The 23063-nt window shown below is 45.9% G+C and carries 18 protein-coding genes and 2 tRNA genes; 14 read left to right on the top strand and 6 right to left on the bottom strand.

The window, feature by feature from the left end; translation table 11 throughout:
- Window positions 1–110 precede the first annotated feature (110 nt).
- The 11 genes from ACSAZK_RS15505 to ACSAZK_RS15455 all read left to right on the top strand — a co-directional run bounded on the left by ACSAZK_RS15505 (window position 111) and on the right by ACSAZK_RS15455 (window position 11053).
- Window positions 111–2594 (top strand): DUF5814 domain-containing protein, encoded by a 2484-nt coding sequence (locus ACSAZK_RS15505; protein WP_440954952.1) that lies wholly within the window; start codon window positions 111–113, stop codon window positions 2592–2594.
- 211 nt (window positions 2595–2805) lie between these two features.
- Window positions 2806–3201, top strand: a complete 396-nt coding sequence (locus tag ACSAZK_RS15500; protein ID WP_048183493.1) for a DUF3467 domain-containing protein — start codon at window positions 2806–2808, stop codon at window positions 3199–3201.
- 404 nt (window positions 3202–3605) lie between these two features.
- Window positions 3606–4103, top strand: coding sequence for an NUDIX hydrolase (locus ACSAZK_RS15495; RefSeq protein ID WP_440954951.1), 498 nt, complete (start codon window positions 3606–3608; stop codon window positions 4101–4103).
- 1031 nt (window positions 4104–5134) lie between these two features.
- The gene (locus ACSAZK_RS15490; RefSeq protein WP_440954950.1) at window positions 5135–6565 is read left to right on the top strand and encodes an APC family permease; all 1431 of its coding nucleotides are present in this window, start codon (window positions 5135–5137) and stop codon (window positions 6563–6565) included.
- Window positions 6546–6869 (top strand): monomethylamine permease, encoded by a 324-nt coding sequence (locus ACSAZK_RS15485; RefSeq protein WP_440954949.1) that lies wholly within the window; start codon window positions 6546–6548, stop codon window positions 6867–6869. Before ACSAZK_RS15490 ends, ACSAZK_RS15485 begins: the two co-directional genes overlap by 20 nt.
- Before the next feature lie 14 nt (window positions 6870–6883).
- Window positions 6884–7156: an AcrB/AcrD/AcrF family protein gene (locus ACSAZK_RS15480; RefSeq protein ID WP_440954948.1), complete on the top strand. Its 273-nt coding sequence runs from the start codon at window positions 6884–6886 to the stop codon at window positions 7154–7156.
- A 651-nt stretch (window positions 7157–7807) separates the two neighbouring features.
- Window positions 7808–8032, top strand: coding sequence for an LSM domain-containing protein (locus ACSAZK_RS15475; RefSeq protein WP_440954947.1), 225 nt, complete (start codon window positions 7808–7810; stop codon window positions 8030–8032).
- A gap of 38 nt (window positions 8033–8070) precedes the next feature.
- The gene (locus tag ACSAZK_RS15470) at window positions 8071–8448 is read left to right on the top strand and encodes a helix-turn-helix transcriptional regulator (protein ID WP_440954946.1); all 378 of its coding nucleotides are present in this window, start codon (window positions 8071–8073) and stop codon (window positions 8446–8448) included.
- 143 nt (window positions 8449–8591) lie between these two features.
- Window positions 8592–8669: transfer RNA gene (locus ACSAZK_RS15465), tRNA-Glu, on the top strand.
- A gap of 1200 nt (window positions 8670–9869) precedes the next feature.
- Window positions 9870–10682, top strand: coding sequence for a hypothetical protein (locus ACSAZK_RS15460; protein ID WP_440954945.1), 813 nt, complete (start codon window positions 9870–9872; stop codon window positions 10680–10682).
- Window positions 10683–10975: 293 nt separating this feature from the next.
- Window positions 10976–11053: transfer RNA gene (locus ACSAZK_RS15455), tRNA-Glu, on the top strand.
- A 161-nt stretch (window positions 11054–11214) separates the two neighbouring features.
- Here ACSAZK_RS15455 and ACSAZK_RS15450 read toward each other — a convergent pair.
- Window positions 11215–12126 carry a hypothetical protein gene (locus tag ACSAZK_RS15450; protein ID WP_440954944.1) on the bottom strand — a complete coding sequence of 304 codons (912 nt, stop codon included), beginning with the start codon at window positions 12124–12126 and terminating at the stop codon, window positions 11215–11217.
- A gap of 382 nt (window positions 12127–12508) precedes the next feature.
- On the opposite strand from ACSAZK_RS15450, the gene ACSAZK_RS15445 reads away from it, so the two are divergent.
- Genes ACSAZK_RS15445 through ACSAZK_RS15435 form a run of 3 tightly spaced genes read left to right on the top strand, consistent with a single transcriptional unit; the run spans window position 12509 to window position 15476 of the window.
- Window positions 12509–13033 carry a tryptophan transporter gene (locus ACSAZK_RS15445; RefSeq protein ID WP_440954943.1) on the top strand — a complete coding sequence of 175 codons (525 nt, stop codon included), beginning with the start codon at window positions 12509–12511 and terminating at the stop codon, window positions 13031–13033.
- Window positions 13030–14694: an ABC transporter ATP-binding protein gene (locus ACSAZK_RS15440; RefSeq protein ID WP_440954942.1), complete on the top strand. Its 1665-nt coding sequence runs from the start codon at window positions 13030–13032 to the stop codon at window positions 14692–14694. Before ACSAZK_RS15445 ends, ACSAZK_RS15440 begins: the two co-directional genes overlap by 4 nt.
- Window positions 14691–15476 carry an energy-coupling factor transporter transmembrane component T family protein gene (locus ACSAZK_RS15435; RefSeq protein ID WP_440954941.1) on the top strand — a complete coding sequence of 262 codons (786 nt, stop codon included), beginning with the start codon at window positions 14691–14693 and terminating at the stop codon, window positions 15474–15476. Before ACSAZK_RS15440 ends, ACSAZK_RS15435 begins: the two co-directional genes overlap by 4 nt.
- Before the next feature lie 115 nt (window positions 15477–15591).
- On the opposite strand, the gene ACSAZK_RS15430 is transcribed toward ACSAZK_RS15435, so the two are convergent.
- The 5 genes from ACSAZK_RS15430 to ACSAZK_RS15410 form a co-directional block, all read right to left on the bottom strand.
- A complete protein-coding gene (locus ACSAZK_RS15430; RefSeq protein WP_440954940.1) occupies window positions 15592–16995 on the bottom strand; it encodes a PGF-pre-PGF domain-containing protein in 1404 nt (467 codons plus the stop codon).
- A 51-nt stretch (window positions 16996–17046) separates the two neighbouring features.
- Window positions 17047–18375 (bottom strand): TolB family protein, encoded by a 1329-nt coding sequence (locus ACSAZK_RS15425; protein WP_440954939.1) that lies wholly within the window; start codon window positions 18373–18375, stop codon window positions 17047–17049.
- A gap of 382 nt (window positions 18376–18757) precedes the next feature.
- Window positions 18758–19216 (bottom strand): hypothetical protein, encoded by a 459-nt coding sequence (locus ACSAZK_RS15420; protein WP_440954938.1) that lies wholly within the window; start codon window positions 19214–19216, stop codon window positions 18758–18760.
- A 36-nt stretch (window positions 19217–19252) separates the two neighbouring features.
- On the bottom strand, window positions 19253–20809 hold the full coding sequence (locus tag ACSAZK_RS15415; protein ID WP_440954937.1) for a BCCT family transporter: 1557 nt from the start codon (window positions 20807–20809) through the stop codon (window positions 19253–19255).
- A gap of 407 nt (window positions 20810–21216) precedes the next feature.
- Window positions 21217–21510, bottom strand: coding sequence for a DUF2769 domain-containing protein (locus ACSAZK_RS15410; RefSeq protein WP_440954936.1), 294 nt, complete (start codon window positions 21508–21510; stop codon window positions 21217–21219).
- Between the last annotated feature and the right edge of the window lie 1553 nt (window positions 21511–23063).

Below are 23063 nucleotides of genomic sequence, written 5' to 3'. Positions count from 1 at the left end.
CGTATTCATTCAGAAAAACAAATTCTGAAAAACAAAAATTCTGAAGCAAGCTTCCTGAAACAGGCCTGTGAAGGAAGCTTACTTATAGCATTCACATAACTGGGTATGCAATGACGCTCTGGGTCCTAATCTCCGCTGAAAAATCGAAACTAACCTTAATGACGATAAAGGACCGGATGAAACAACCTCTCACGGTGGCTGAACTCGTCCTGAAAAACGGGTCAAAAGGACCGCGTCCACACAAGATAAGGGTTCTTGCTAACAAAAAGAAAAAAGAGGAGTTTCTTCCGCCTCAGAAATTCATAGAACTGCTTCGCAGTGCAAACAGGATCATGCTGGCAGAGGGAGGGGACCCTGCAAATTCGGCTGCTTTCCTGGAAATGCTGGAAGGTTTTCAGTTGAAGGCAGACAAAGTTGATATTTGCAGGCACTGCCTGCTCAATAAACGCTTTAACTTTGTAAATAAAAAATCAATCAAATTCCACAACGAATTCATCTGCAGGGAATGTGCAAAAGAAGAACTCCTGAGAGGAGTGCGGACCGCGGAAGGAAATTACGGGGAAAAGTCCGTGGACTTCCTGGAACAGGTCTTGCTCAAGACCAGGGACCTGGACCGGACTCTCCGGATGCTTACCCCTGAGCGACTGGACCCGGAGTTCACCCGTTACGACACCATCGAAACAAACCCCTCGACGACTTCGGTGAGGATAAAGGAGCTGCCCCTGGCAAAAAAATTCAAGCAAATGCTCCTGGGAAAATCCGATACCCTGCTTCCCGTACAGGCGCTTTCCGTGGAAGCCGGACTGCTGGAAGGGAAGAACCAGTTCGTTGTCTCGGCAACGGCAACAGGGAAGACCCTCATCGGGGAGATGGCAGGTATACAGAACCTCCTGAACAGGAAAGGAAAAATGCTCTACCTGGTCCCCCTGGTCGCCCTGGCAAACCAGAAATACGACCAGTTCACAACACGTTACACGAAACTCGGGCTCACCACATCCATTAAAATCGGGGCAATCCTTATCAAGACAGCCCAGCGGGTGAAGATGCATACCACCCTGAACTCGGATATCATAGTCGGGACCTACGAAGGGCTGGACCACATCCTCCGGTCCGGGAATGCGGACTTCCTCGGGAAAATAGGAACGGTAGTCATTGACGAAGTCCATACCCTGGAAGATCAGGAACGGGGACACAGGCTGGACGGGGCCATAGCAAGGCTGCGTTATATAGCCCCGGAAGCCCAGTTCATCTACCTTTCCGCAACCGTTGCAAGCCCCGGGTCCTATGCAAAAAAGCTCGATGCAAAACTGGTCCTCTATGAACACCGCCCCGTACCTATTGACCGACACCTGCTCTTCTGCCAGGAAAGTGAGAAAACCCAGCTAATTACCCGACTTTCTAAGGAAGAATACTCCCGGATATCTTCAAAGAAGCACCGCGGACAGACCATTGTCTTTACAAACTCCAGGCGAAACTGCCACAGGTTAGCTTCCGCGATTTCGATCCAGGCGGCTCCCTATCATGCGGGGCTTTCCCAGTACGAGCGCAAAAAAGTGGAGACCCAATTCGGGGAAGGAAAACTTCCGGTCATAGTGACTACCGCAGCCCTGGCCGCAGGCGTGGACTTCCCGGCGTCCCAGGTTATTTTCGAGTCCCTTGCAATGGGAATCGACTGGCTCTCTGTCCAGGACTTCCTCCAGATGAGCGGGAGGGCAGGGAGACCCGATTACCACGACAGGGGCGTGGTCGTGCTCATGCCGGTCCCCGGGAAATCCTATGCGAGTTCCCAGTCGGAAACGGAAGAAGAGCTTGCAATCAAGCTCCTGCAGGGGGAGATGCTCTCCTCAGGGGTTGAATACGGGGAAGCCGAACAGCTTGAAGAAGTTCTGGCATCAGTTGCCGTGACCGCCTCGGTCCGGGACCTGAAAAGCATCCATCAACTTATGTTCGGGAGCTTCGAACTGGAAAAACTGGTATCCCGGCTTCAGAAGTACCGCTTTATAGAAAGAAAAGGGGACAGGGTAACGCTTACTCGCTTTGGAAAGATCGTTTCCGCCCACTTCCTTTCACTCTCGAAAGCCTTCCTGATAAGGGACGCCGTGCTTATGGAAAACAGCCCCCTGAGGATCGTGACGAACCTGGAATTTTTCGATGCCGCATATTTTAAGTACGCCAACCAGATAGGAAGCACCCTCCACGTGAACATGCCTTCAAGGGTCTTCCAGGGAGCTGCCCTTGACATCGTTTTCGACGGAGATTCCCTGGCTCTTCTCAACATGAAACTCCAGGACCTTTTAATGAATTTTGCCGATGATTTCCTTACCTGTACCTGCAAGGATTCGCCATACTGCGGCTGTGCCGAGCAGAAGTTTTCCGAGAAAATAGTCCGGCTGCGGACAGAGGGACTGGACCCTGCCCGGATAGTGAAAAAACTTGAAGATAAGTACGGGATTTCCGCATATCAGGGGGACATTTTCGGGTACCTGGATGGCGCAGTGAGAAATCTTGACGCTGTGGAACTGATTGCAAAAGTCCATTCAAAAAAAGGGATTGCTGAAGAAGCCCACAAGTTGAAAAAACAAATCCAGGGCTAAAAATCCGGGAATGAAAATCGTAACGTTTTTGCAGATAGGAAGTCAATATAAGAATAGAGATGCAAAATCAAAAGTTAATATAATAATGAAGATCTAAATATCGGGCAATATTGAGAGGGAAACCCGGACAATATTGGAACAGGATCCCAGGCTCCGGAATTTGAGGAACAGAAAGCAAACAAGCAAACAAGCAAACAAGGAGGTAGATTTCATGACCGAAGATGTCAAATCTAGGGAAGATAAAGAAAGTGTGACCCCCAAAAAAGCAAAAAAAGGCATAACCATCGAATTCTTAAAGCCCGAGGACTTCCGGCAGATTTACGCTATAGGAGCCGCAGGCGGGCACAGTCCTTACGATTTCAGGATCGGTTTTTACAACGACACACCCAAGATGTTCGGGGACTCTTCCGAATCAAGGGTCATCGAAAGGCGTGTAGAAACCGAAGTCATACTTTCTCCAGTAGCCGCTCTTGAACTGAACCGCTGGCTGACCCAGCACATAAACGAATATGAATCCGTTTTCGGCCCAATTTCCAGAACCGTCGCGAGGCCAAAGAAAGAACCACCCAAAACCGTTGACAGCACCGAGCTCCAGGGGTACATCTGAACCCCTGACCAAAAAACCCGGACAGCAGGTCCGGGTTGAAATTATTCTGATAGAAACTTTCAGGCAGGATTTTCCGAGAGGAATATTCTGAAAGGAATTTTCGAAGAGAAAATTATTCTGGTTAGGACTATTCTGGTAGACTGTTCTGGTTAGAACTGTTCTTGCTGGAATTATCCCGATAATATTTTTCAAACAGAACGCTCCTGATTGGCATTCCCAAACAGGAAAATATTTTTTAAGATTCTGGAGACAGAGGGAATAAACAATTTCCCGGAACTATTTATTCGGACATTGTCAACGCGCTGATATCTGCCGGATTCATTATTACAAAAATGCTTGAACCGATTCCCACAGAAGAAACTTGCAAACAGCACAGAGCGTTCTGTGGCTATGAGGGGAAGAAAATGACAGACATACTATTCAAAATGCCTGATTACATATTCAGCTATCGCGTTGCCGGAATTTGCATGCAAAACGGTTGCGTGCTGTTGCAAAAACCAACAAATGACACCGGATTTGCGTTTCCGGGAGGACATGTTGCTTTCGGTGAGACTAACGAAGAAACACTGAAACGCGAATTCAAAGAAGAAATCGGTGCAGACATTATGGTCAGCAATCTGAAATGGGTCGCAGAGATATTTTTTCCCTGGGGAAACAAGCCATGCCATCAGATTTGCCTTTATTATATAGTCACTATTCCGACGGACGTGCAGATTCCGTTAAACGACAAATTCATTTGCAGCGAACACCTTGAAGGGCGTGACTTTGATATTGAATTTCACTGGATACCGCTTAACGATGTAAAACATATTGAAGTATATCCAACCAATGCTGCGGAATTGCTTGATAAACTCAATGAAGGTGTACAGCATTTTGTGTATAGGGAGGAATATGTGACATAGTCAAGTTATTCTCCAGACACATTTTTTGTCTTCCTATAGCATTCAGTTGATATTTTTAAACGGCTTTGTAGAAACCTATCTAAATCTACCCCTACAGAGTAGCTGTAATTCTCCAGTTGAAATATTCCCGAAAACCTTTTTATATTGCTTTATAGGTACCGGCTTTTCCATAAAGTAAATTTTAATGAATGAAAATAGTAAGTAAGTGGGTGTGCGACCAAAAAGTATATCGGGATAACTAAAAAAATCAGAATATGACGTGAAGTGAGTTGAATAAAAGTAAAAGCCAGTAATGGCAGTTTATTTTGCAATCTCTTTTTTCAGTAATTTTGGAAAGGGCCGCCCGCTTTGCGGACGGTGAGGGGCCCTGTTATCGATCCCATGAAGGAAAATCCCTGAATTGGAATCAGTATTAAACCCTGTCACAAAAACAGGGGCCGTTTCAAGCAATATGAACAGATTTCTACAGAGCCGGGATAACATCAACCGATTAATGAGTGAACACTCATTTTTTTTGCAAACTGTAAATATTGACTCAAAGGAACAATACTCATACATATATTTTTCTATTTAGAATGCAAGTAATTTGAGTATTTTATATATAATTTGGCATTTTTAAGAAGTAAATAATACATATTTATTAATATAAAGGTTCATTTGCGGAAAGTTTAGGCGAATATTTAATATAATGAAAATGCCTGTACAATTAGAAGTTATAAAAATGGCAAAATAAAACGTACATAAACCGCGTATAAAGTCGCATAAAACACGTATAAAAAGTGTGTTTGACCTCTTCGGGACTGGCTGTCCTAAAACGTTTTTGAGAGGACGTTTGAAGAGTTTTTCCGGACACACTATCTACTAAAAATATGGAGTGTATCCATGGATATATGGACTCTTGTAAACGGCTTGATCTATCTGGCTTCCTTTGCCCTTTTCGGCTGGGTGTTACTGGATGCAAGCAAAGTTTCAAAAAAATAATATTGTATGAGAAAACCCCATAAGATTTTTAAAAACGGAGGTTTAAAAAAATGGCAGAATCGACATCAGAGACCTCGCATAGCGGAGGTCTTGTAAAAACCCTCAGGCCGTACCATGTCTGGGCTTTAGGCGTGGGAATCGTGCTTGTGGGAGAATACATGGGCTGGAACTTCACGATTGCGAAAGGAGGTGTTTTAGGCTCCCTTTTTGCCATGCTCGTGGCAGGGACCATGTACACTGTTATTTCGCTCTGTGCAAGCGAACTCGGCTCGGCAACAAAGCTTGCGGGCGGCCCTTACGACTGGGCAAGGCTCTTTGTAGGCCCCGGGGCTGCGGCAATCGTAGGGCTTGCGGTTTATATGGAATTTATTGCCCTTGAGGCAGCCGATGCTATTGTCGTCGCTTTCATTGCAACCGAGATATTTCCCCAGCTCCAGGTATTCCCCGTAACCCTTTTTGTGATCGCACTTTTGACCTTTATCAACTACCGCGGAGTCGTGGGAGCCCTTACCCTTAACTTTGCCCTTACAATGCTAGCTTTCTTTGCAATTATCGCCTTCTTCTTCACAAGTACCTTCGGCCTTGGAGGCCTGGAAGTCCACCCCGAATACCTTTTCGAGGGAGCCATGCCAAACGGCCTGATAGGGCTTTTTGCAGCGCTACAGTTCGGGCCCTGGTTCTTCCTGGGAATCGAAGGGGCGGCAATGTGTGCCGAGGAATGCAAGCACCCCACAAGGGCTGTCCCCCTGGGCCAGCAGGCAGGGATGATTACCCTCCTTGTGGGAGCCGCAATGACCCTCTACCTCTGCTCCTCGCTGATCCCCACACAGGCTCTCGGAGTTTCCGTCTACCCGCTCTTTGAAGCCGCCCAGAACGGAGGCCTTTTCATCTTCATTGCCCTCCTGGGAGTGGGCACCCTCCTGACCTGCATCGCAAGTGCCAACGGCTGCATCTGCGACGCCTCAAGGTCCTGGTACGCCCTTTCCAGGGACGAATACGTCTCCCCCTGGTTCTCTAAAGTGCACCCGAAATACAGCACTCCCTACAGGGCAGTGATCTTTACGGCCCCCATCGCCGTTGCCTTTGCTTTCAGCGGTTTCCTGGACCAGGTCATTACCTTCTCGATCATCTCGGGCCTGCTCTGCTACGTGCTCATTCCCTTCTCCCTGATCCGCTTCAGGAAACTTTTCCCGGAAACCACGAGCAAAATAAGGCCCTTTGCCTCCCCGCTCCAGCCCTACATCGCCTACTTCGCGATAGGGATCGCCATGCTGATCATGTCCACCCTCTTCTGGGGCTACAGGTATAACCTGATCTTCGGGCTCCTCTTCTACGCAATTGCGTACTTCTACTTCTCTTCAAAACGCAAGAACACGGCCGGAAACGACCCCCTCTGGAGCGAACTCGGCTGGCCGGAACCCGAACAGACAGGCAGCAGGAACTTAAAGGAGGTGAGTTGCATTGAGTGCAGCGACAGGTAAAATAACTGGAAATTCAGCAGCCGGCAACATAACAGGAAATGCCGGTCTGCAGGCAAAATACCGGGGCAAGCTGAATCTGGACTCCGTTCTGATTGCAATCATGCTTTGCCTCCTCTATGGAGCCCAGCTCTTCCTGGTCTACTCGGTCCTCACCGCAACAAAACCTGTGCTTGCGGAATTCCCCGGACTTACCCCTATCTACCTGCTCTTCATAGGCCTGATGTTCACAATAGAAACCATCGGCTGCCTGAAAGTCCGCCATTCCATAAAGCAGCACATGCACGAATTCCGCTACTACGACTAAGGAGGCACCTCCGAATGAGTGTAAACAAAAGCATAAAAAAGAGCGCAAAAAGAAAGGAAAAAAGCCTGCTCGCCCAGGCCTTTGACATCGCTTTCATCTTCGTGCTGGCCTTCGTCTGCCTGGTTGTCCCCACGACCCTCCAGGGCGCAGTTCTCGTCTCCTGGGAAGAAGGCGGAGCCGGCATAGGCTTCGTCTGGGACCCCGTAGGCTACTTCTCCCTCATGCTCCTGATCGTGGGCTTCTTCGCCCTGATCCTTTTCCACTCGGTCAGGAACTACAGGGCTTGAAAACAAGGGTTGAGTTGAATAGGTATTAAGTTGAAAGGTCTGCCTCGATTGAGAGGGAGATCTTTTATCTTTTTAGGATTCTTCGTTTTTTTGCCCGGATTCAATTAAGAAGTAAAATTTCCTTTTTTGTCACTGTCCCGCTGCCCCAACTCCCCCTGCCTGCCGCAACTCCCAAAAACAGCCCTTTAACAGCATAAAAATCGCGGAACTGCCGGATATCTCGAAAACTCAGCAGACATTTGAAGGCTTAAAAGCGGATTGTATCCGGTTGTACACCTGCAGCAGGCAAAAACACGAACTGAAACACCAGACGCGAAATTAAGAACCGAACACCAGTATAAAAACCGGAAACCCGAATTTCCAGACCAAAACTCCCGGACAGGACAAAGTTTAAGGGAAGCCCGGACATCGATGGTTATATATCTTTGAAGGGGATATGTATTTCTCAGTTTTCTTGAAAGCCGGTGGAGTGAGAACGCTTTATTAATTTCGGCTGCTTATTAAGGCGGCTGAGTAAAGGAAGCATGCGACTGGAAATGCACTGTCTATTTTGCAGTTTGCGCAGCCCCGGCTTCTGGATTGAAAAGATAGCACCCGGGAGTACGGGAAATCAATATTCAATAATAATCATTAAGCAGCGAGGGATTAATTTTGTTCCCAAATAAAAAAGTCCAGAAAATCGTTGGATCCAAAATCCAGGTAGAGATGAAAGGCGACCTGAACTTGCTTGAAGGCACTCTCAAGAGTGTGGATGACTACATGAACCTCCATCTTGTGGACACAATGGAGATCGTGAAAGGAGAAAAAGTCCGCTCCCTCGGTTCCGTGGTCCTGAGGGGAAATAACATCATACTGATTACTCCTGTAGAAGACTGAAGCGTCCGAACAGGATTGGCTAAAGAGTGGAAACAGGCATGGATCTCGAAGAAGAAGCATTCAAAATTATAAGTAAACATAAGGAAGGCATCTTCCAGAACACGATCTGGAAAGAGCTTGACATCGACAGCAGGAAATGCTCACGGCTCATAAAGAAGCTCCAGGACAAGGGCCTTATCATCCGTGAAGTTGCCGTTTCCAACGGGGCAAGAACCTACCTCCTGAAGGCAAAGGAAGAAGCCAAGGAGAAATATGACCTCCTGCTTTCCGGAGAGATGTTTTCGGCCTGCACCAGCTGTACCGGCGACTGCCAGCCCGAGTACTGCGGAAGGCTTTCCGAATGGATCGCAAACCTCCCGACAGAAGAGGAAGGAGCCGGGGAAACCGGAAATGTCGAAGAACCCGAGGAAGCTTAAGCTTCCGAAGGAATGGAAGAATCCATAATAAAAGAAAAGCAGAAAACCGGACCGACAAGCGATAAGTATATATACAAAAAGTCCTTATTGAAGACCCCGTTCAATAAGGGCTAAAAGGCCCCTAAGTTAAATACAGACAATGTGCTCCGGTAGTGTAGTCCGGCCAATCATTCCGGCCTTTCGAGCCGAAGACTCGGGTTCGAATCCCGGCCGGAGCACCAAACTTTTTTATTAAAGTCTTTTGTCATTTAATTTTGTCATTTAATTTTGTCATTTAATTTTGTCATTTAATTTTGTCATTTTAACTTGGTTCATGCATCTATAGTCAAGGCCCCAAATTCCTTCACCAATCTCAAGTGAAAGATTAACCACAGAAAGCACGGAAAACACGGAATAAAGGAAAATTGGGGCACAATACTTCCGTGCTTTCCGTGTCTTCCGTGGTTATAATGTAAGTGTAAATATTTACGTTCGGGACTATAATTTCATCGAGAGCTATTTTTAAGTCTTGAATTAGGAGTTCAGGGATTCTAATCCGGATTTCCATAGTTACTTCTAAATAGGAGCTTACAGTCCAGACTCCAAACACTCCGGAATGGAACCAATGTATAAATTCTCCACAAGAAAGTCTCCATAATAAAGTCTTTACAATAAATTCTTTACAATAAATTCTTTACAATAAATTCTTTACAAAAAAATTAGTTAATATAAGACGTATATTTTTAATAAGTCGATACTTTGTCTTTTGGAAGTTGTTGATCCACTTCCCACTTTACAAGCCAATATAAGGAAATAAACAGATATTAACTTCTATTTTTCCATAAAATGATTTCAAAGTCCATTTTTACCCGTTTAAGGACAAAAAGACTGAAAATTAAGGCTACAATCATATAAACTGAATAGTCGGGGTGGGATATCAACAAAGTCAGTATAAGAATAGCCTAAGAAAATATGCAGAGAATCTCCCGAAAAGATCGCAAAAATAAGAAAATTATTTTATGAAGCTTCTTTACAAAAAAATTAAATTGAAAATAGGATAGAATTTTCTTTTACATCATAAAACATAATATGATCAACAATTTCAACAATATTCAAAATTTGATCCCGGAAGTCCTCTGAGAAGGAGAAGCCTGGAAGTGAATTCATAAAAAGTTCTTTCCTTCAATTTGTAAGATCCCAAAATTCCAGAAAATGGAACCTTCCTCAAATTTACATATATACTTTACTGAGACTGAAAACATCTCATATTATTTCATCTGAAAGGAAAAATATGGAACATTAATTTGTAAAAAAATTTAGTAATATAAGAAAGATAAGTAACAAAATTTCTTTGAATTTTATATACAAGTAAAATCTATTGAACAGTTGACCCAAAATTCCTCATATAGTCTTGATGAATAGAGAACGGGGGTATATAAAAAGTGAAGAAAATACTGACATTAGGAATTACAGCAGTGCTTCTATGCGCTGGACTGATGGTATCGGTGGCAGCAGCGGCACCAAAAGGAATAGACTATAATGGCTTCCACTACACCCTTAACCTGATCGGAAAGAAAGCCGACTTTAATGGAGTAGGCGGTGGCGGAAGTACAATGTTCGTGCCCCAGAGCACAGAAAACATGGAATTTTATATATATAATGAGACCGGCGACGTAGTAGGGACGTTTGACGGCGTCAAAATCGATGTAGAAAACACCGGAACCGAGTACGTTGTCACTGACGGAAATGTGCTTGACGACGGTCATGGCTCATTCACATTGCCCACAGGGAAATATGCTGTCTACATTGCTGTCAAAGGCAAGCCAATTAAAGACCCTAACGCCGAACCTGCAAGTATCACTGGATGGATGCAGTACACAAACGGTACTGAAACTTACTACTTCCTTGATGTAGGAACAATAACAGTCAAAAGGAATGATGACTGGGTTGACGCTTCAACCATCTTCTACATAACGAATGAAGAAGTTGGTATTCACAACGATAAAGATTTGTCTGACCCTTACAGACAGCTCCCAGCCCCTTCATACATCGCTGATAATTACTTAGACTATGATTATGATAGTTACAAGTACAAGGGTATGCCCGGATTGTGGATATTCGATTACATGACAGGACTGGAAAATCTAGCGGATGATGATCTGAACGATGATCTGAACTATGATAATCTGGATTACTTCTGGCAGCTAAAAAATCCCGGGTACAAGCTGATTAAGTTACGCTTCTATCCAATCTAAACCCTTTTTCCTTTTTTCTTTTTTACATAAAGTGGCTCCAAGCACTCACAACGTAAAACGGATTAACATAAAAGATATCAAGTGCCACGATTTTTTCAAAAATTGATTGCTAATTAGATAATATTGGAATTTAATAGGTATTTCCTCATTAAACCTTTTCAAGCCCGTAAAGAAAATCTACAAACTATAGCGGCTAGCACTCAAAAAAGATTTAAAACCCAACTTCCACAAAAAAGGGACAGATTTATATATTACAAGGTATATTGTTGGTCTCGCAGTAAGGTGACAAACGTGCTCCGGTAGTGTAGTCCGGCCAATCATTCCGGCCTTTCGAGCCGAAGACTCGGGTTCGAATCCCGGCCGGAGCACCAAACTTAATTCTTTTCTCAGATTTCTGCTTTCTAAATGTTTTGATTTCTGATTTACGATTTTTTCGAGCTATTGCTTTTTTAAGATTTTGCCGCTCTTTAGAGGAAGAGAGAAAAAGAGTAAAAAGGGAAACGGCATCGTTTTTGAGAACTGTTCCCGGATATCAGCTTTTTTCCATAATCTTTCGGTGGAATTTCTTGATTTCCTGGATTTTTTCCAGGGTCTGCTCTTCGTCCAGGGCACCGGCCGCTTTTACGGATTCCAGGGTAAGTTTTGCTATCCGAGAGACGGCATTCATGCCCTTATCCTCGGCAAGGACACGGATTGTTTCCACGGACCAGGCTGCCTGGAAGAGCAAGCTTTTCATGCCATGCATGGAGGAGGCCTTGCCCAGTTTTTCAAAGGCGTTTATCACAACCTTTGCTTCAGGTTCGTGGTTTTCCCTGACAGCGGCAATCCCGAGTTCCTCGAGGAGGATTGAAACCCCTATGGCACTTTCCTCGAGTTTGTTCTCAACCGAAACTGCCCCCACCTCCCCAAGGAAAGCCACGGCTATTATTCCTGTTTCAGATAAACCTTCCTCCATGGCTTCCCTTACCAGTTGCATGAGGTAGATTTCGGAAAGGGTCACCTGGTTTTCTACGCCCATCCTTGCCGATACCGCTCCGAACTTCCCGAGACCTTCGGCTGCACTCTTTGCTGCCGTGTCCATCCCCCGGGCGGCAAGTTCCCGGGAAAGGCTTCCAAGAACTGATACGGCTTTTATTGCAAGAGCATCCCGCCTCTGGCTCGCTGCCTCTGCGGCTATGTCCCCAAGAGCACGGCTCGCAGCCACTGATGCGATTTCCATACTCTGTTTGGCAGTAATCTTTCCCATATCCCCGATAGACACTATGAGCGCTTTTGCATCAAGTTCGTGCTCCGCAGTAACGTTCAGATAGATCAACCTGATGGCAAACTCCCTGAGCCTATCAAAAGCTTCGACTGCTTCTTTCGTATTTCTTGTATAAGCCGCTTTGAGTCCTTCTTCAATACCCCTTATCTCATCAAGACCCCTTTGCTCCTCCGAAGACATACCAGACCCCCAAATAACTTCAGTTCACGAATAACTTCAGTTCACGAATAATTTCAGTTCACGAATAACTTCAGTTCACGAATAACTCCCTTGTTACTTTATGTCCTGCCCCACAGATCAGTTTTCCTGTTAAAATATATATTAAATGTGATCTGAATTTGTACTGAGATTTTTATTGCCCACCAAAAATGGAGTGAACCCGGATCAGATAAGCGGAGCCTGACTAAGCATATGGAACAAACAAGGGATCCAGAGCACAAGTTATATATATCAATGTACATTAGTATGCTTTGATGTATTATTGTGTCTAATGATTTTTCACTGTTCACCAGTCACAGGTCAATTACACGGTAACAATCAACAATAATGGAAAGTGAATCTTATGAAATCTCAGGATATTGCTGTCGTTGGAATTTTATTAGCAGTTGGCGCAATCGTGCGCTATTTATCCCTGGTAATCCCGGGACCCATTGTCTCGAACCTTGTAATCGCTTTTTACTGTCTTGCCGTAATCCTCGTGGTCCCCACCTTCAAGGAAGTAATAGGAATCGGGGTAGTAGCAGGAATAGTGTGTGCGCTTCTCAGCCACTCCATTTTCCCGCCTGCAAACCTTATCAGCGAACCTGTGGGAGCTGTGGTCTGCCTGCTTGCATTCACAGCTTTCAGGAGCAGGTTTTCCTTCTCTCCTGCCCTGGCAACCCTTGCCGGGACCCTTGCCAGCGGAACCACCTTTGTCATCGTTGCAATGGTGATGATTGCCCCGACAATCCTCTCGAAGTTTGCAACCATGGGAGCTTTTGTCGCAGCCGTAATCCCCATCGTGATCGGGACCGCAATCGCCAACGCAATTATCGCCCAGATCCTTTACATGCCGGCCTCAAAGGTCCTTGCGAGGGGAAGAGCATGATCAGGGCAAGGGACTTCTCCTACACCTACGGCACAGCGGAAAAACCGACCCTGGAAAACATCAGCCTTGAAGTCCCTGCCGGAGAACTGCTCCTGGTCACCGGCCACAGCGCAGCCGGGAAAACCACCCTTGCCCTCGCCCTGGCTGGCATCCTCCACCAGGAAATAGGGGGCAGCTTCGAAGGGAGCGTCACGTTTAAAGGAAAAGCCATAGGGGAATTCGACGGCATGAAAGAACTGAGCCGGCACGTGGGAATGGTCTTTGATGATGCCGAGTCCCAGCTCATCTTCACCAGCGTCGAGGAGGAAATCCAGTCAGGGCTTGAGAACCGCGGTTTCTCCGAAGCCGAGATAGGACGCAGGCTGGAAGAAGTAATGCGGCTCTGCGAGATCAGCCACCTGAAACACCGGGCACCTCATACCCTTTCCGGGGGCCAGAAGCAGAAAGTAGCCCTTGCGGCCACCCTTGCCCTGGACACCGAAGTCCTCATCCTGGACGAAGCAACCTCGGAAATGGACACAAACGCAGTAAAAAGAGTTTTTTCCATCCTGAAAAGGCTAAAAGAAGAGGAAGGAAAGACGATCATAATCGTGGACCACAACGTGGAAGCCTTCCTGGAAATCGGGGACAGGGTAGTGCTCCTTGAGAAAGGAAGAATAAGAGATGTAAAAAGCCCAAAAGGTTTCACGGCTTCAGGCACCGGATCTGTTGAACTTCCTGCCGAAAGCACCGGCAAAAGCGCCACCGAAGCCCCCGCCAAACAAGCAATATCCGAAACTCACGATAAAAAACCACATCATCCCCCGGAGAAAGGAAGAACAGACCTACATCCTTCGGGGGCAAATCCCAATAATCACCCGATCATCTCCGTAAAGCAGCTCTCGCAGCGCTATGACGAAGTCCGGGCTCTCGAAGCCGTAGACCTGGAAATATATCCGGGCGAGTTCATTGCCATCCTCGGGGAAAACGGGTCAGGAAAGACGACTCTGGTAAAGCACTTCAACGGCCTCCTAAAACCCCACTCAGGAAGCGTAAGCGTAAAAGGGCTCGATACCGGGCAGACTCCGATAAACGAGCTTGTAAAGCACACAGGCCTGGTCTTCCAGAACCCGGACAACATGCTCTTTGAAGACACCGTTGAAGCCGAAATAGCCTTTGGGCTTAACAATATCGGCGCAGGAGGAGACAGGGAGGCAATCGCCCGTGCCCTGGAACTCGTAGGGCTCGGAGACAAGGAAAAAGTCTTCCCCCGCCACCTGAGCAGGGGGGAACGGCAGCGTCTGGCCGTTGCCTGCGTGATTGCCATGCGCCCCGAACTGATCGTGCTCGATGAACCGACCACAGGCTTGGACGCCGAAGAGTCCGACCGGATGATGCAGCTCATGTGCCGGCTCCAGCAGGAAGGGCACACCATCGTGATGGTGACTCACAACATGCAGATCGTGGAAAACTACGCCGAAAGGGTCATCCGCATGGAATCCGGAAAAATCATTGAAGATAAAGCAAAGGGAGCAACAAAGGGAGCAACAAAGGGAGCAACAAAGGGAGCAGCACAGGGAACGGCTCTCAACGGAACTGCCGCAGCAAGCGTCACAGACAGGATCAAGGAAAATAACACGGAAAATATCTCAGAAAATAACAGAGGGGGCATGTGTGCATGAAAGAAATTATGCAGTACATAAATACGAACAGCTTCTTACACCGAATGAACCCGCTTTCGAAAATCGCAGCAGTAACAGGGATCATAGCGCTCAGCGTGCTCTCAACCGACCCCGCCTTCCTGGGCATAATGGTACTGGGAATTTTCCTGGCTTCCCTTAAAGCCGGGCTCCAGCAGGAACTCCTCCGCCAGCTCAAGCTCCTGGTCTTCCTGAGCATCACCCTGATCCTGCTTACCGTTTTCACCCTTAAGAGCGGGGCCACCATCGGCTACCTCATCCCCCCGGGTACCTTTGCAACCGCCGGAATGGTCCCGATAACAAGCGGAGCCCTTGACTTCGGAATGGTCCTTTCCCTCCGTTTTTTCGCCATGCTCTTCGCCTTCCAGCTCCTTGTGGTCACAACAAAACCAAGCGACCTCATGAAAGCCCTCCTCACCATCCATGTTCCCGTGGACTACATCCTCATGTTCATAATTGCTCTCCGCTTCATCCCGAGCCTCCAGGTAGAAGGCCAGAAAATCCACGAAGCCCAGCTCGCAAGGGGCTACAACCCCGGGACAGGCATCCGCGGGAAAATCCGGAGCGTAAAACCGATCCTCGTCCCCCTGGTCGCAAACTCCCTCGGGAGAACCCAGGTCCTCGGCCTGACCATGGACATGCGGGGCTACAGGAACAGGCAGAACGTGGAAAAACACAGGCTCGAATGGAATAAGACGGATGTTGCAGCCGTCGGCTGTGTGGCGCTTATGGGTGTAGGGGTCATACTGACAGGGTTGATGTAAAGGTTGATGTAAGGTTCCCCGGAAAAATTCACAGAAGCAAAAAGGAAACTCCCAATTCGAAACAAGCGGAAAACTCTCGGATCCAAAAAAGAAAGGTCAAAAAGGAGCAAAGAATTCAACTTTGCTTCTTTGAAACCATAAATCCGATCAAGATCATAACCGAAAGCAGCCCAAAAGACAGCAATATTTTTGTCATGCTTCCGAAGGTCCTTGCACCGTCCTCCTCATCTTCCATCTCATCTTCCACCTCAACTGCCGAAGCTTCCAGAACAAAGGAATCGTTTTCGCTCGAAACCTCACCTGATTCTCCCCTGACAATATCCTTGCCTTCAGTTGCCGATGCAGCAGAACCTGAAACTCCGCCCTCCGGAGACGGAACAGTTATTGAGAAAGGCGAAAATCCGGGCGTTTCGGCTTCGAAGTAAATATAACTGCTGTCTTCCCTGATTTTCCGGGTAGAAAGCTCACCCCACTTTTCTTCACTAAACCTGCAAAGTTTTATTTTGGATTCATCAACCCCGTTAGAGTCGATCCATTCCTTTTCCACTCTGAAACTGACAACTGCGTTTTCAATGTTCTTCGGGTCCGCAATGTCCTGGTTTCCCACCCAGATGTTCACATGCCTGTAAACCGTACCGTACGGAAGTGTTGGGACAATCCTGGACTGCCCTTTCAACATCTCAACAACAGTGGTTACCTTTCCGAAACTCCGCTTGGGTTCGAATTCGACAGAGGCGATACAGGTCACGTTCCGTGAGAACTCGAATTTCGCCTGGTTGCCGTTGGTTATGAATTCCCGGGAGAGTTCCTTTACTTCAACGTTGCTGGCAGGTTCGGGAGAGCCACCGCCTCCACCGCCTCCGCTACCACCGCTGGACGATGAAGAAGAGGAACTGGAAGAGGAACTGGAAGAAGTGGTGAGAGCTTTCACGGTAAATGGCTCTACTTTTTCATTATTTCCTTCATCGGATTCAAGAACCTGATTATCCCTATCTGCAACCGCCTTTATATTCAGGTCCCCTGAAGCCGGTGGAACCCAGTCAAATGTAAAGGAAATATTTGAACCTGCTTCGAGTCCGGAAATTGAATCTGAAGACACTTCATCCCCATCAATATAGCATTTTACACCGAATCTTCCGGAAGGTCCGGAACCCTCATTTAGTAACGTAACCTCAAAAGTCATATTTTCGTTTTCATAAGGATCCGCAGGTTCCCATGAAATATCCTCTATGATTAAATCAGGAGCCTGATCATCGGATTCTGGACTATCTGATACGGGAGCATCGGATTCCGGACCATCTGGTATGGAATTATTAGAATCAGGAGAGTCAGGAGAATCAGGAAGCTCGGAATCAGGAGAATTAGCGGTCACGGGAATGGAGTGAGAATATACGTACCAGCCCTGCTGGTCAAAATCAGCCGAGGAAACAGGGTCCCTTTCATAATCGCCCGTGGCATTATTTTTCAAAGCGGCTCTTGCTAAGAACAGGATTTCATTCGAACCTGCATTCGGTTTCACTTCAATGGTCAGGGTTTCTTCCTGGCCTGAGTCCCAGTTAAGTTCCTGGAGCTAGCCCAGAGGATCTTCCGAAAGAAAGAGCTGATCGCCTTTTTCGTAGATGGAGCTGCCTTTAGGATAAAGATTATTGTACCCGCTGCCGGTGCCCGTGACACTCAATATTTCCTCATCGTTAGGGAAAGAAACGGTGATATAGCCCTCAGGTGACATCCCACCGTTGTTTCTAACGGTTACGGAGATGGTGGCGGTCCTGTTTTCGGGAACTTCATCCGAAGGGTCATCCGAAGGGTCAACCGTAACATCGGTGATGTTTGGCAATGGGGCGTTCTTCGGAGTGGGAACACCCCCGGAAGTGCCTTCTGAGAGCTCCATTATCCAGATGTCAAAGTTTCCTGGCCTGTCAGAGCAAAAAGCAATTTTCGTGCCATCAGGGCTCCAGACGGGACAGTCATCGGATGCCGGACTGACAGTCAGCTGCACTTTGTTCTTCCCGTCCGCGTCCATGACCCAGATGTCTTTATTTCCCGTCTTATCGGACACGAAGACGATCCTGCTCCCATCCGGTGAAAAACGCGGATTACGGTTATCCGAGTCAGTTGCCGTCAAAGAAGTCTTCCCGGAACCATCGGCGTTTACGGTGAATATGTCCCTGAACAGCTTCTCCTCAGGGTCATTTTCATAAGAGGAGTACAAAATTCTTGAACCATCAGGGGACCACAGCTCCGACTGCCAGGACTGGATTTGAGGAGTCAAATACCCGTATGCTACGGTTGTCAGGCCGCTCCCATCGGAATTTAGAACTCCGATATATCTTCCGAACTCAACCGAATCCGATTCGAACACCAGCTTTGATTCATCAGGAGCCCAGGCAACGGAAGAGAAATAATTGCCGCTGAAACCTGCAAGGCTCTGTTTACCGGAACCGTCCGGCTCCATTACAATAAGGTTGCTTGAGTGGAGCCCGAGCACGGAAGTATAGGCTATTTTCGAGCCTGAAGGAGACCAGGACCCGAAATCATTTTTTGTCGGTTCCACATATTCTTCCGTCGGGACGGTCAGCCTGCTCGCCGAGGACCCGTCTGCATTCATGACCCAGAGATCGGAATTAAACTCCTCTTCAACTACAAGGGTATACAGGATTTTATTCCCGTCCGGAGACCAGGAATAATCCCCGACCTTCCCTCCTGTATCGGTTAGCCGGGCTTCTCTAGAGCCGTCAGAAAATACCCTGTAGAGCTCCCCACCTCTTCGGAAAAGGATTTCATCCCCATCAGGAGACCAGACAGGCCCTCCATCGTCCGCAGTATCAAACGTCACAGCTGTTATCTTATCGACTGCAAAGGCATCAGCTACCGCTGTATTTGATGCAATGACCGTCATAAGAGCAACACATATCAACAGAAAAATTAACCTTATATTCATTTTCATAAACCCATACCACCCACATTCGATGAAAAATTAAATACAAACCCCGTAAAGGCAGCATAATCAGGAACAAAGCTACCCCCATCATAATAACAAACATTTGAACGAATATATAATTAACGGAAAATAATTTATGAGAGTGTCTTCGTGAAAAAAATAAGCTTGAAACAATTTATCCAGGCTAATAGAAGAGTATTTTAGCTTAATTAAAAAAATAAAAGCTTAAAAATACCATAATTTGAAAAAATATATATTTTATCTCTTAGAAAGCTCCAAAAAATAATATTATTCCTTTCAATTTTTTTCAATCACTTCAAAAAAAACAAGACTCACACGCTCAAAACTTCGCCCACTTCGAATACTCATCCAGAAAATCTTTGATGATATCATCCATGGAAAAAGAATTTATGTCCCCCATATGATGGCTCCCGCTCCTGAGTATCACTTCGGCTTCAAGGGAAGACTCATTTTGGGTCTCGGCATGCTGTGGGAATGCGAAATCGCCTTTCTGGTAGGTTCTCCCCCTTACAGCGTAATAAAACTCCTCTGCGTCCTGGAAATAAACCTTCAGGGAAGCTTCGGTTTTTTGTTCATCGACATCAATGACAGAGCAGCGCTTATGTTTTTCCAGTTCGGCAGAGAGTTCCCTGAAAGCAGGAAGCACACTGTTTTCGATAAAAGAAGTAACATGGACTTCAGCCTTTTCCCCTATCCTTTCCCCTGGGACAGGGGCTTCCGACTCATCTTCGATTTTTCCTTCAAGGATATCTCTAAGGCGGTCCTTCCAGTTATTCATGCTTTCCCCTCATGTAAAAATATGTTATCCGATGAATTAAAAGGCTTCTGATAGCTCAGGATGAGTTTCAGCTGTGATTGTATCCGGAGATTGCGGGGGATTTTCTCCGAGACCGAGGGCATAGCTCTCCGAACGGAGGCCCTGTAAGAGGCTTTTGCACATGAAAAGCATGACCACGCAGAAAGGAAGAGCAGTTGTAAGGGCAGCTGTCTGCAGGGCAACAAGCCCGCCAGTCAGGAGCAAAACAGCTGCAACAGCCCCCTGAGTAAAAGCCCAGAAAATGCGCTGGGAAATCGGAGGTGTAGGCTCCCCGTTGGAAGCCAAGATGGCGATTACAAGGGAACCTGAGTCCGAAGAAGTAATGAAGAAGGTTGCCACGACCAGGGTTGCAAGCGCGGAGCTTAGAAAACCCAGAGGCAGCTGGCTGAGCATGGCGTAGAGGGCTGTTGGCACACTATCTGAAACCGCAGCCACAATCCCGCCGGGGCCGAAGAGTTCCATGTGGATGGCAGTATTCCCGAAAATGATCACCCAGAGAAAGGTAACAAAAGTTGGAGCAACAAGGACTCCTCGGATAAATTCCCTGATCGTCCTTCCCCTTGAGACCCTGGCAATAAACATGCCCACGAAGGGAGACCAGGAAATCCACCAGCCCCAGTAGAACATGGTCCAGCTTTTCTGCCACTCGACTCCCTTAAAGGCGTCCGTTTGAAAACTCAGGGCAGGAAGGGTCTGCAGGTAGTAACCCAGGCTCTCTACGAAGGAACTTAGCAAAAAGACCGTGGGGCCCGTGAGGAGCACGAATAAAAGGAGCAGAACCCCGAGCCCGATGTTCAACTGGCTCAGGCGACGGATACCCTTATCAAGCCCCGAAACCACGGAAGCCGTGGCTGCCAGGGTGATCAGGATGATAAGCCAGATCTGGTTTTCGATTGAGCTCTCGGCAAAGCCCAGGTAGGTCAGCCCGGAATTGATCTGCATGACACCGAGCCCCAGAGAGGTCGCAACCCCGAAAAGGGTTCCGAAAATAGCCATGATTTCCACCAGGTCCCCCAAACTCCCGTATATTTTTTCACCGAGCAGGGGATAGAAGGTAGAGCGGATTGTAAGAGGAAGATCGTGCCGATAAGCAAAGTAAGCAAGGGAAAGCCCGACTATGATGTAGATCGCCCAGGCATGCAGTCCCCAGTGGAAGAATGTAAGGTTCATGGCTTCCTTTGCGGCCAGGACGGTCCCCCCAGGATCTTCCGGGGGAGCACTGAAGTGCATGATAGGCTCGGCAACGCTGTAAAAGAGGAGACCGATTCCCATCCCAGCACTGAAAAGCATCGCAAACCAGGTGGAATTTTTGTATTCCGGCCTGTCCTCATCTTTCCCGAGCCGCACTTTCCCATAAGGGCTTACGTACAGCCAGAGCACGAAACCCAGGAAAATTGCCACCGAAAGGATGTAAAACCATCCCAGGTAGGAAACGATAAAGTCCTGGACCATTCCGAAAAAAAGTCCTGCAGGTTCCGTAAAAACCGCTCCAAGAACCACAAAAAGGACAACAATACTTGCCGAAACGAAAAAAACAACCGGATTGATCCTCATTCAAACTCATCCTCATTTCTTATTACCGATTTTACCAGTAGGGGAGTTGGCAACATTTATAAATTTAATTGAGAAATATATAATAAAAAATTAATATTTAAAAAAGTCCGTATACTTGCGTAATTCAAACCTCTGAAGCCATGTTCCCAGACTGCTTTTTGTCCTGATTCATGAGATATCCGAAAAACAGAGTGATGCTCCCGGGTAAAAGATAGGAAACGAAGCGCAAGAGAAAGAAAAAAAGAAAAAGGAAATGAAACTGAAGAAAGGTAAACGAAAGAAAACAAAACAAAACAAAACAAAACAAAACAAAACAAAACAAAACAAAACAAAACAAAACAGGAAGTAAGAATCCCCCTTCAGAAAGAGAGTTAGAAGTTCTGAAGAGGCACAGAAAGAAGAGGATATTATTCCCGCCTTTCCTCAGCCTTCCCTGTTTCGCAGAAATATAGACTTCCTAATCTGTATTTTTTATAAATCGGGCAGCCCGTACAATTGCAACCCTTCTTTTCAACATTTGCGGAAGAACAGCCCCGGGCGCAGAACAGGTAAGGATTCGGTGAGAAAGGCAGGCTCGGACATGTACCGCAGTATTGTTTGCAAATATTAAGGTTTTCAGGCGTATCGGGCACTACCGACTTAAGGCCTATTACAGATTTAAGATCCACCGCCGACTTAAGTTCCTTTTCATTTATCTCCACTGGAAATACCCCCTAATCCCGGAACTCCACTTCCCGAGAATTCCACTGCCCCTATGTTTTTGGGGGCAGACCCCGGAAAACCTGAGAAAAACATACTCTTGAAACATGCTTATATCAGGTTCCGTACCTCATGCCGTAAAAAGAATTCTGATATAAAAATATCATGTGCCAATATATATAATTGGTGATAAATATAAAGCGTTGCATTTATAACTCGTACTTGAGGCTATAGATCAAAGCAAATGCATCCAAAATGAAAAAAAAATAATCATGAAGTTAAGAAGGTAATTTAAAAAACTAAAGAGGAATTTTCAGTAGTACTAAAAACTTCCCAATTAAGCCCGTTTAAAGAGAAGTTATGAAAAAATTTACATCTTATTGGAACATATTAAATTATAACCAATACTTTAAAAAATACTTTAAAAAATAGATCAACAGCAGAAAAGGGAATAAAAGAGCAGGGTAAAAAACATAATTACTGAAGCAGATTAACTATAATAAGCGGATTATTTCGGTTTCCGGTCAAGCAGGCTCTTTCAATATAGCCTTTAGAGCCGGAATTGGTCTTCCCTTTAAGGTAATTGTTTACTGAAGGGGGAACTAACTCAAGGAAGAGAAAAAAACGGGAAGAGCAGAAAATCGAAAAGGCTTAACAAAAAATTGATTGTTCAAGAAGAAGATAATCGATTGCTTAAGATGTTGGTGATTGAGAGCCCTTTTTGGCCCTGAGCCCTCAATCGGTGAAACCCCCAACTCAAAGAATACTCCCATATATTCTCTGAAAGTTGTACTACTCATACAACTGCACTATACAACTGCAACCTTTTTTACGCGGCATTACTATATATAATAAATTACGCTGAATTTTCAATTATACAGAATGTTTTAAAGGTGTGAAAGTTTTTTAGTTGCTTGAAGCTTTTTAGTTGCTTAAAACTTTTGTGGCTGTCAAATACTTTTAGGTTTTAGGATATTTCCAGCACTTAAAAAGGAAATTAAATGCTAAAATATTATAATTGCTTCAAAAATATGTTTCCTTGAGGAGATTGATTCAGAAGATTCTGATGGCTTCAGAAGGTTCTTTATGTAACCAGGAGTTGAGATTTACAACCAGCACAAAAAGAAAGCTGCAAAGGACGGGAAAAAGTGCAATAATTTTGAAGCTTATTTCGGGGAGAAAGAAAAGAAAAAAATAATGTGGAAAAAGGTCAATGTCAAAACCGATTGTTTGAAAAAAAGAGGCACAGGGGTAAGAAAAGAGACACATTGTAAGAAAAATAGTGTAAGAAAACCGAAAGATCCAAAAAGAAGATTTAAAAGCTGGTATTCAAGAATCGGAATTAAAAGGTAGTTATTGATTGAGAGCCCCTTTTTGGCCCCGAGCTCTCAATCGATGAAAACCCCTGAAATATTCCCATATGTCTTGTTTAAACTGGATTGCAGTTCTTCTACTTCTAATAATTCTAATGTCAAAATTCTATATATAATAAATTATGTCAAATTTTCAATATTCCTCAATGTTTTTAGGATCTTCAATATTTTTGGATATTTAA

The sequence above is a fragment of the Methanosarcina sediminis genome, from assembly GCF_052056915.1.
Taxonomy (GTDB): Archaea; Halobacteriota; Methanosarcinia; order Methanosarcinales; family Methanosarcinaceae; genus MTP4.
This window is presented reverse-complemented; position numbering and strand designations above follow the sequence as displayed.

Coding starts and splice junctions, on each gene's coding strand:
- ACSAZK_RS15495 (WP_440954951.1), top strand. CDS start 3,606: ATGACAGACATACTATTCAAAATGCCTGATTACATATTCAGCTATCGC.
- ACSAZK_RS15480 (WP_440954948.1), top strand. CDS start 6,884: ATGAGTGTAAACAAAAGCATAAAAAAGAGCGCAAAAAGAAAGGAAAAA.
- ACSAZK_RS15435 (WP_440954941.1), top strand. CDS start 14,691: ATGAAAGAAATTATGCAGTACATAAATACGAACAGCTTCTTACACCGA.
- ACSAZK_RS15505 (WP_440954952.1), top strand. CDS start 111: ATGACGCTCTGGGTCCTAATCTCCGCTGAAAAATCGAAACTAACCTTA.
- ACSAZK_RS15500 (WP_048183493.1), top strand. CDS start 2,806: ATGACCGAAGATGTCAAATCTAGGGAAGATAAAGAAAGTGTGACCCCC.
- ACSAZK_RS15415 (WP_440954937.1), bottom strand. CDS start 20,809: ATGAGGATCAATCCGGTTGTTTTTTTCGTTTCGGCAAGTATTGTTGTC.
- ACSAZK_RS15470 (WP_440954946.1), top strand. CDS start 8,071: ATGGATCTCGAAGAAGAAGCATTCAAAATTATAAGTAAACATAAGGAA.
- ACSAZK_RS15440 (WP_440954942.1), top strand. CDS start 13,030: ATGATCAGGGCAAGGGACTTCTCCTACACCTACGGCACAGCGGAAAAA.
- ACSAZK_RS15490 (WP_440954950.1), top strand. CDS start 5,135: ATGGCAGAATCGACATCAGAGACCTCGCATAGCGGAGGTCTTGTAAAA.
- ACSAZK_RS15445 (WP_440954943.1), top strand. CDS start 12,509: ATGAAATCTCAGGATATTGCTGTCGTTGGAATTTTATTAGCAGTTGGC.
- ACSAZK_RS15450 (WP_440954944.1), bottom strand. CDS start 12,126: ATGTCTTCGGAGGAGCAAAGGGGTCTTGATGAGATAAGGGGTATTGAA.
- ACSAZK_RS15425 (WP_440954939.1), bottom strand. CDS start 18,375: ATGACGGTCATTGCATCAAATACAGCGGTAGCTGATGCCTTTGCAGTC.
- ACSAZK_RS15420 (WP_440954938.1), bottom strand. CDS start 19,216: ATGAATAACTGGAAGGACCGCCTTAGAGATATCCTTGAAGGAAAAATC.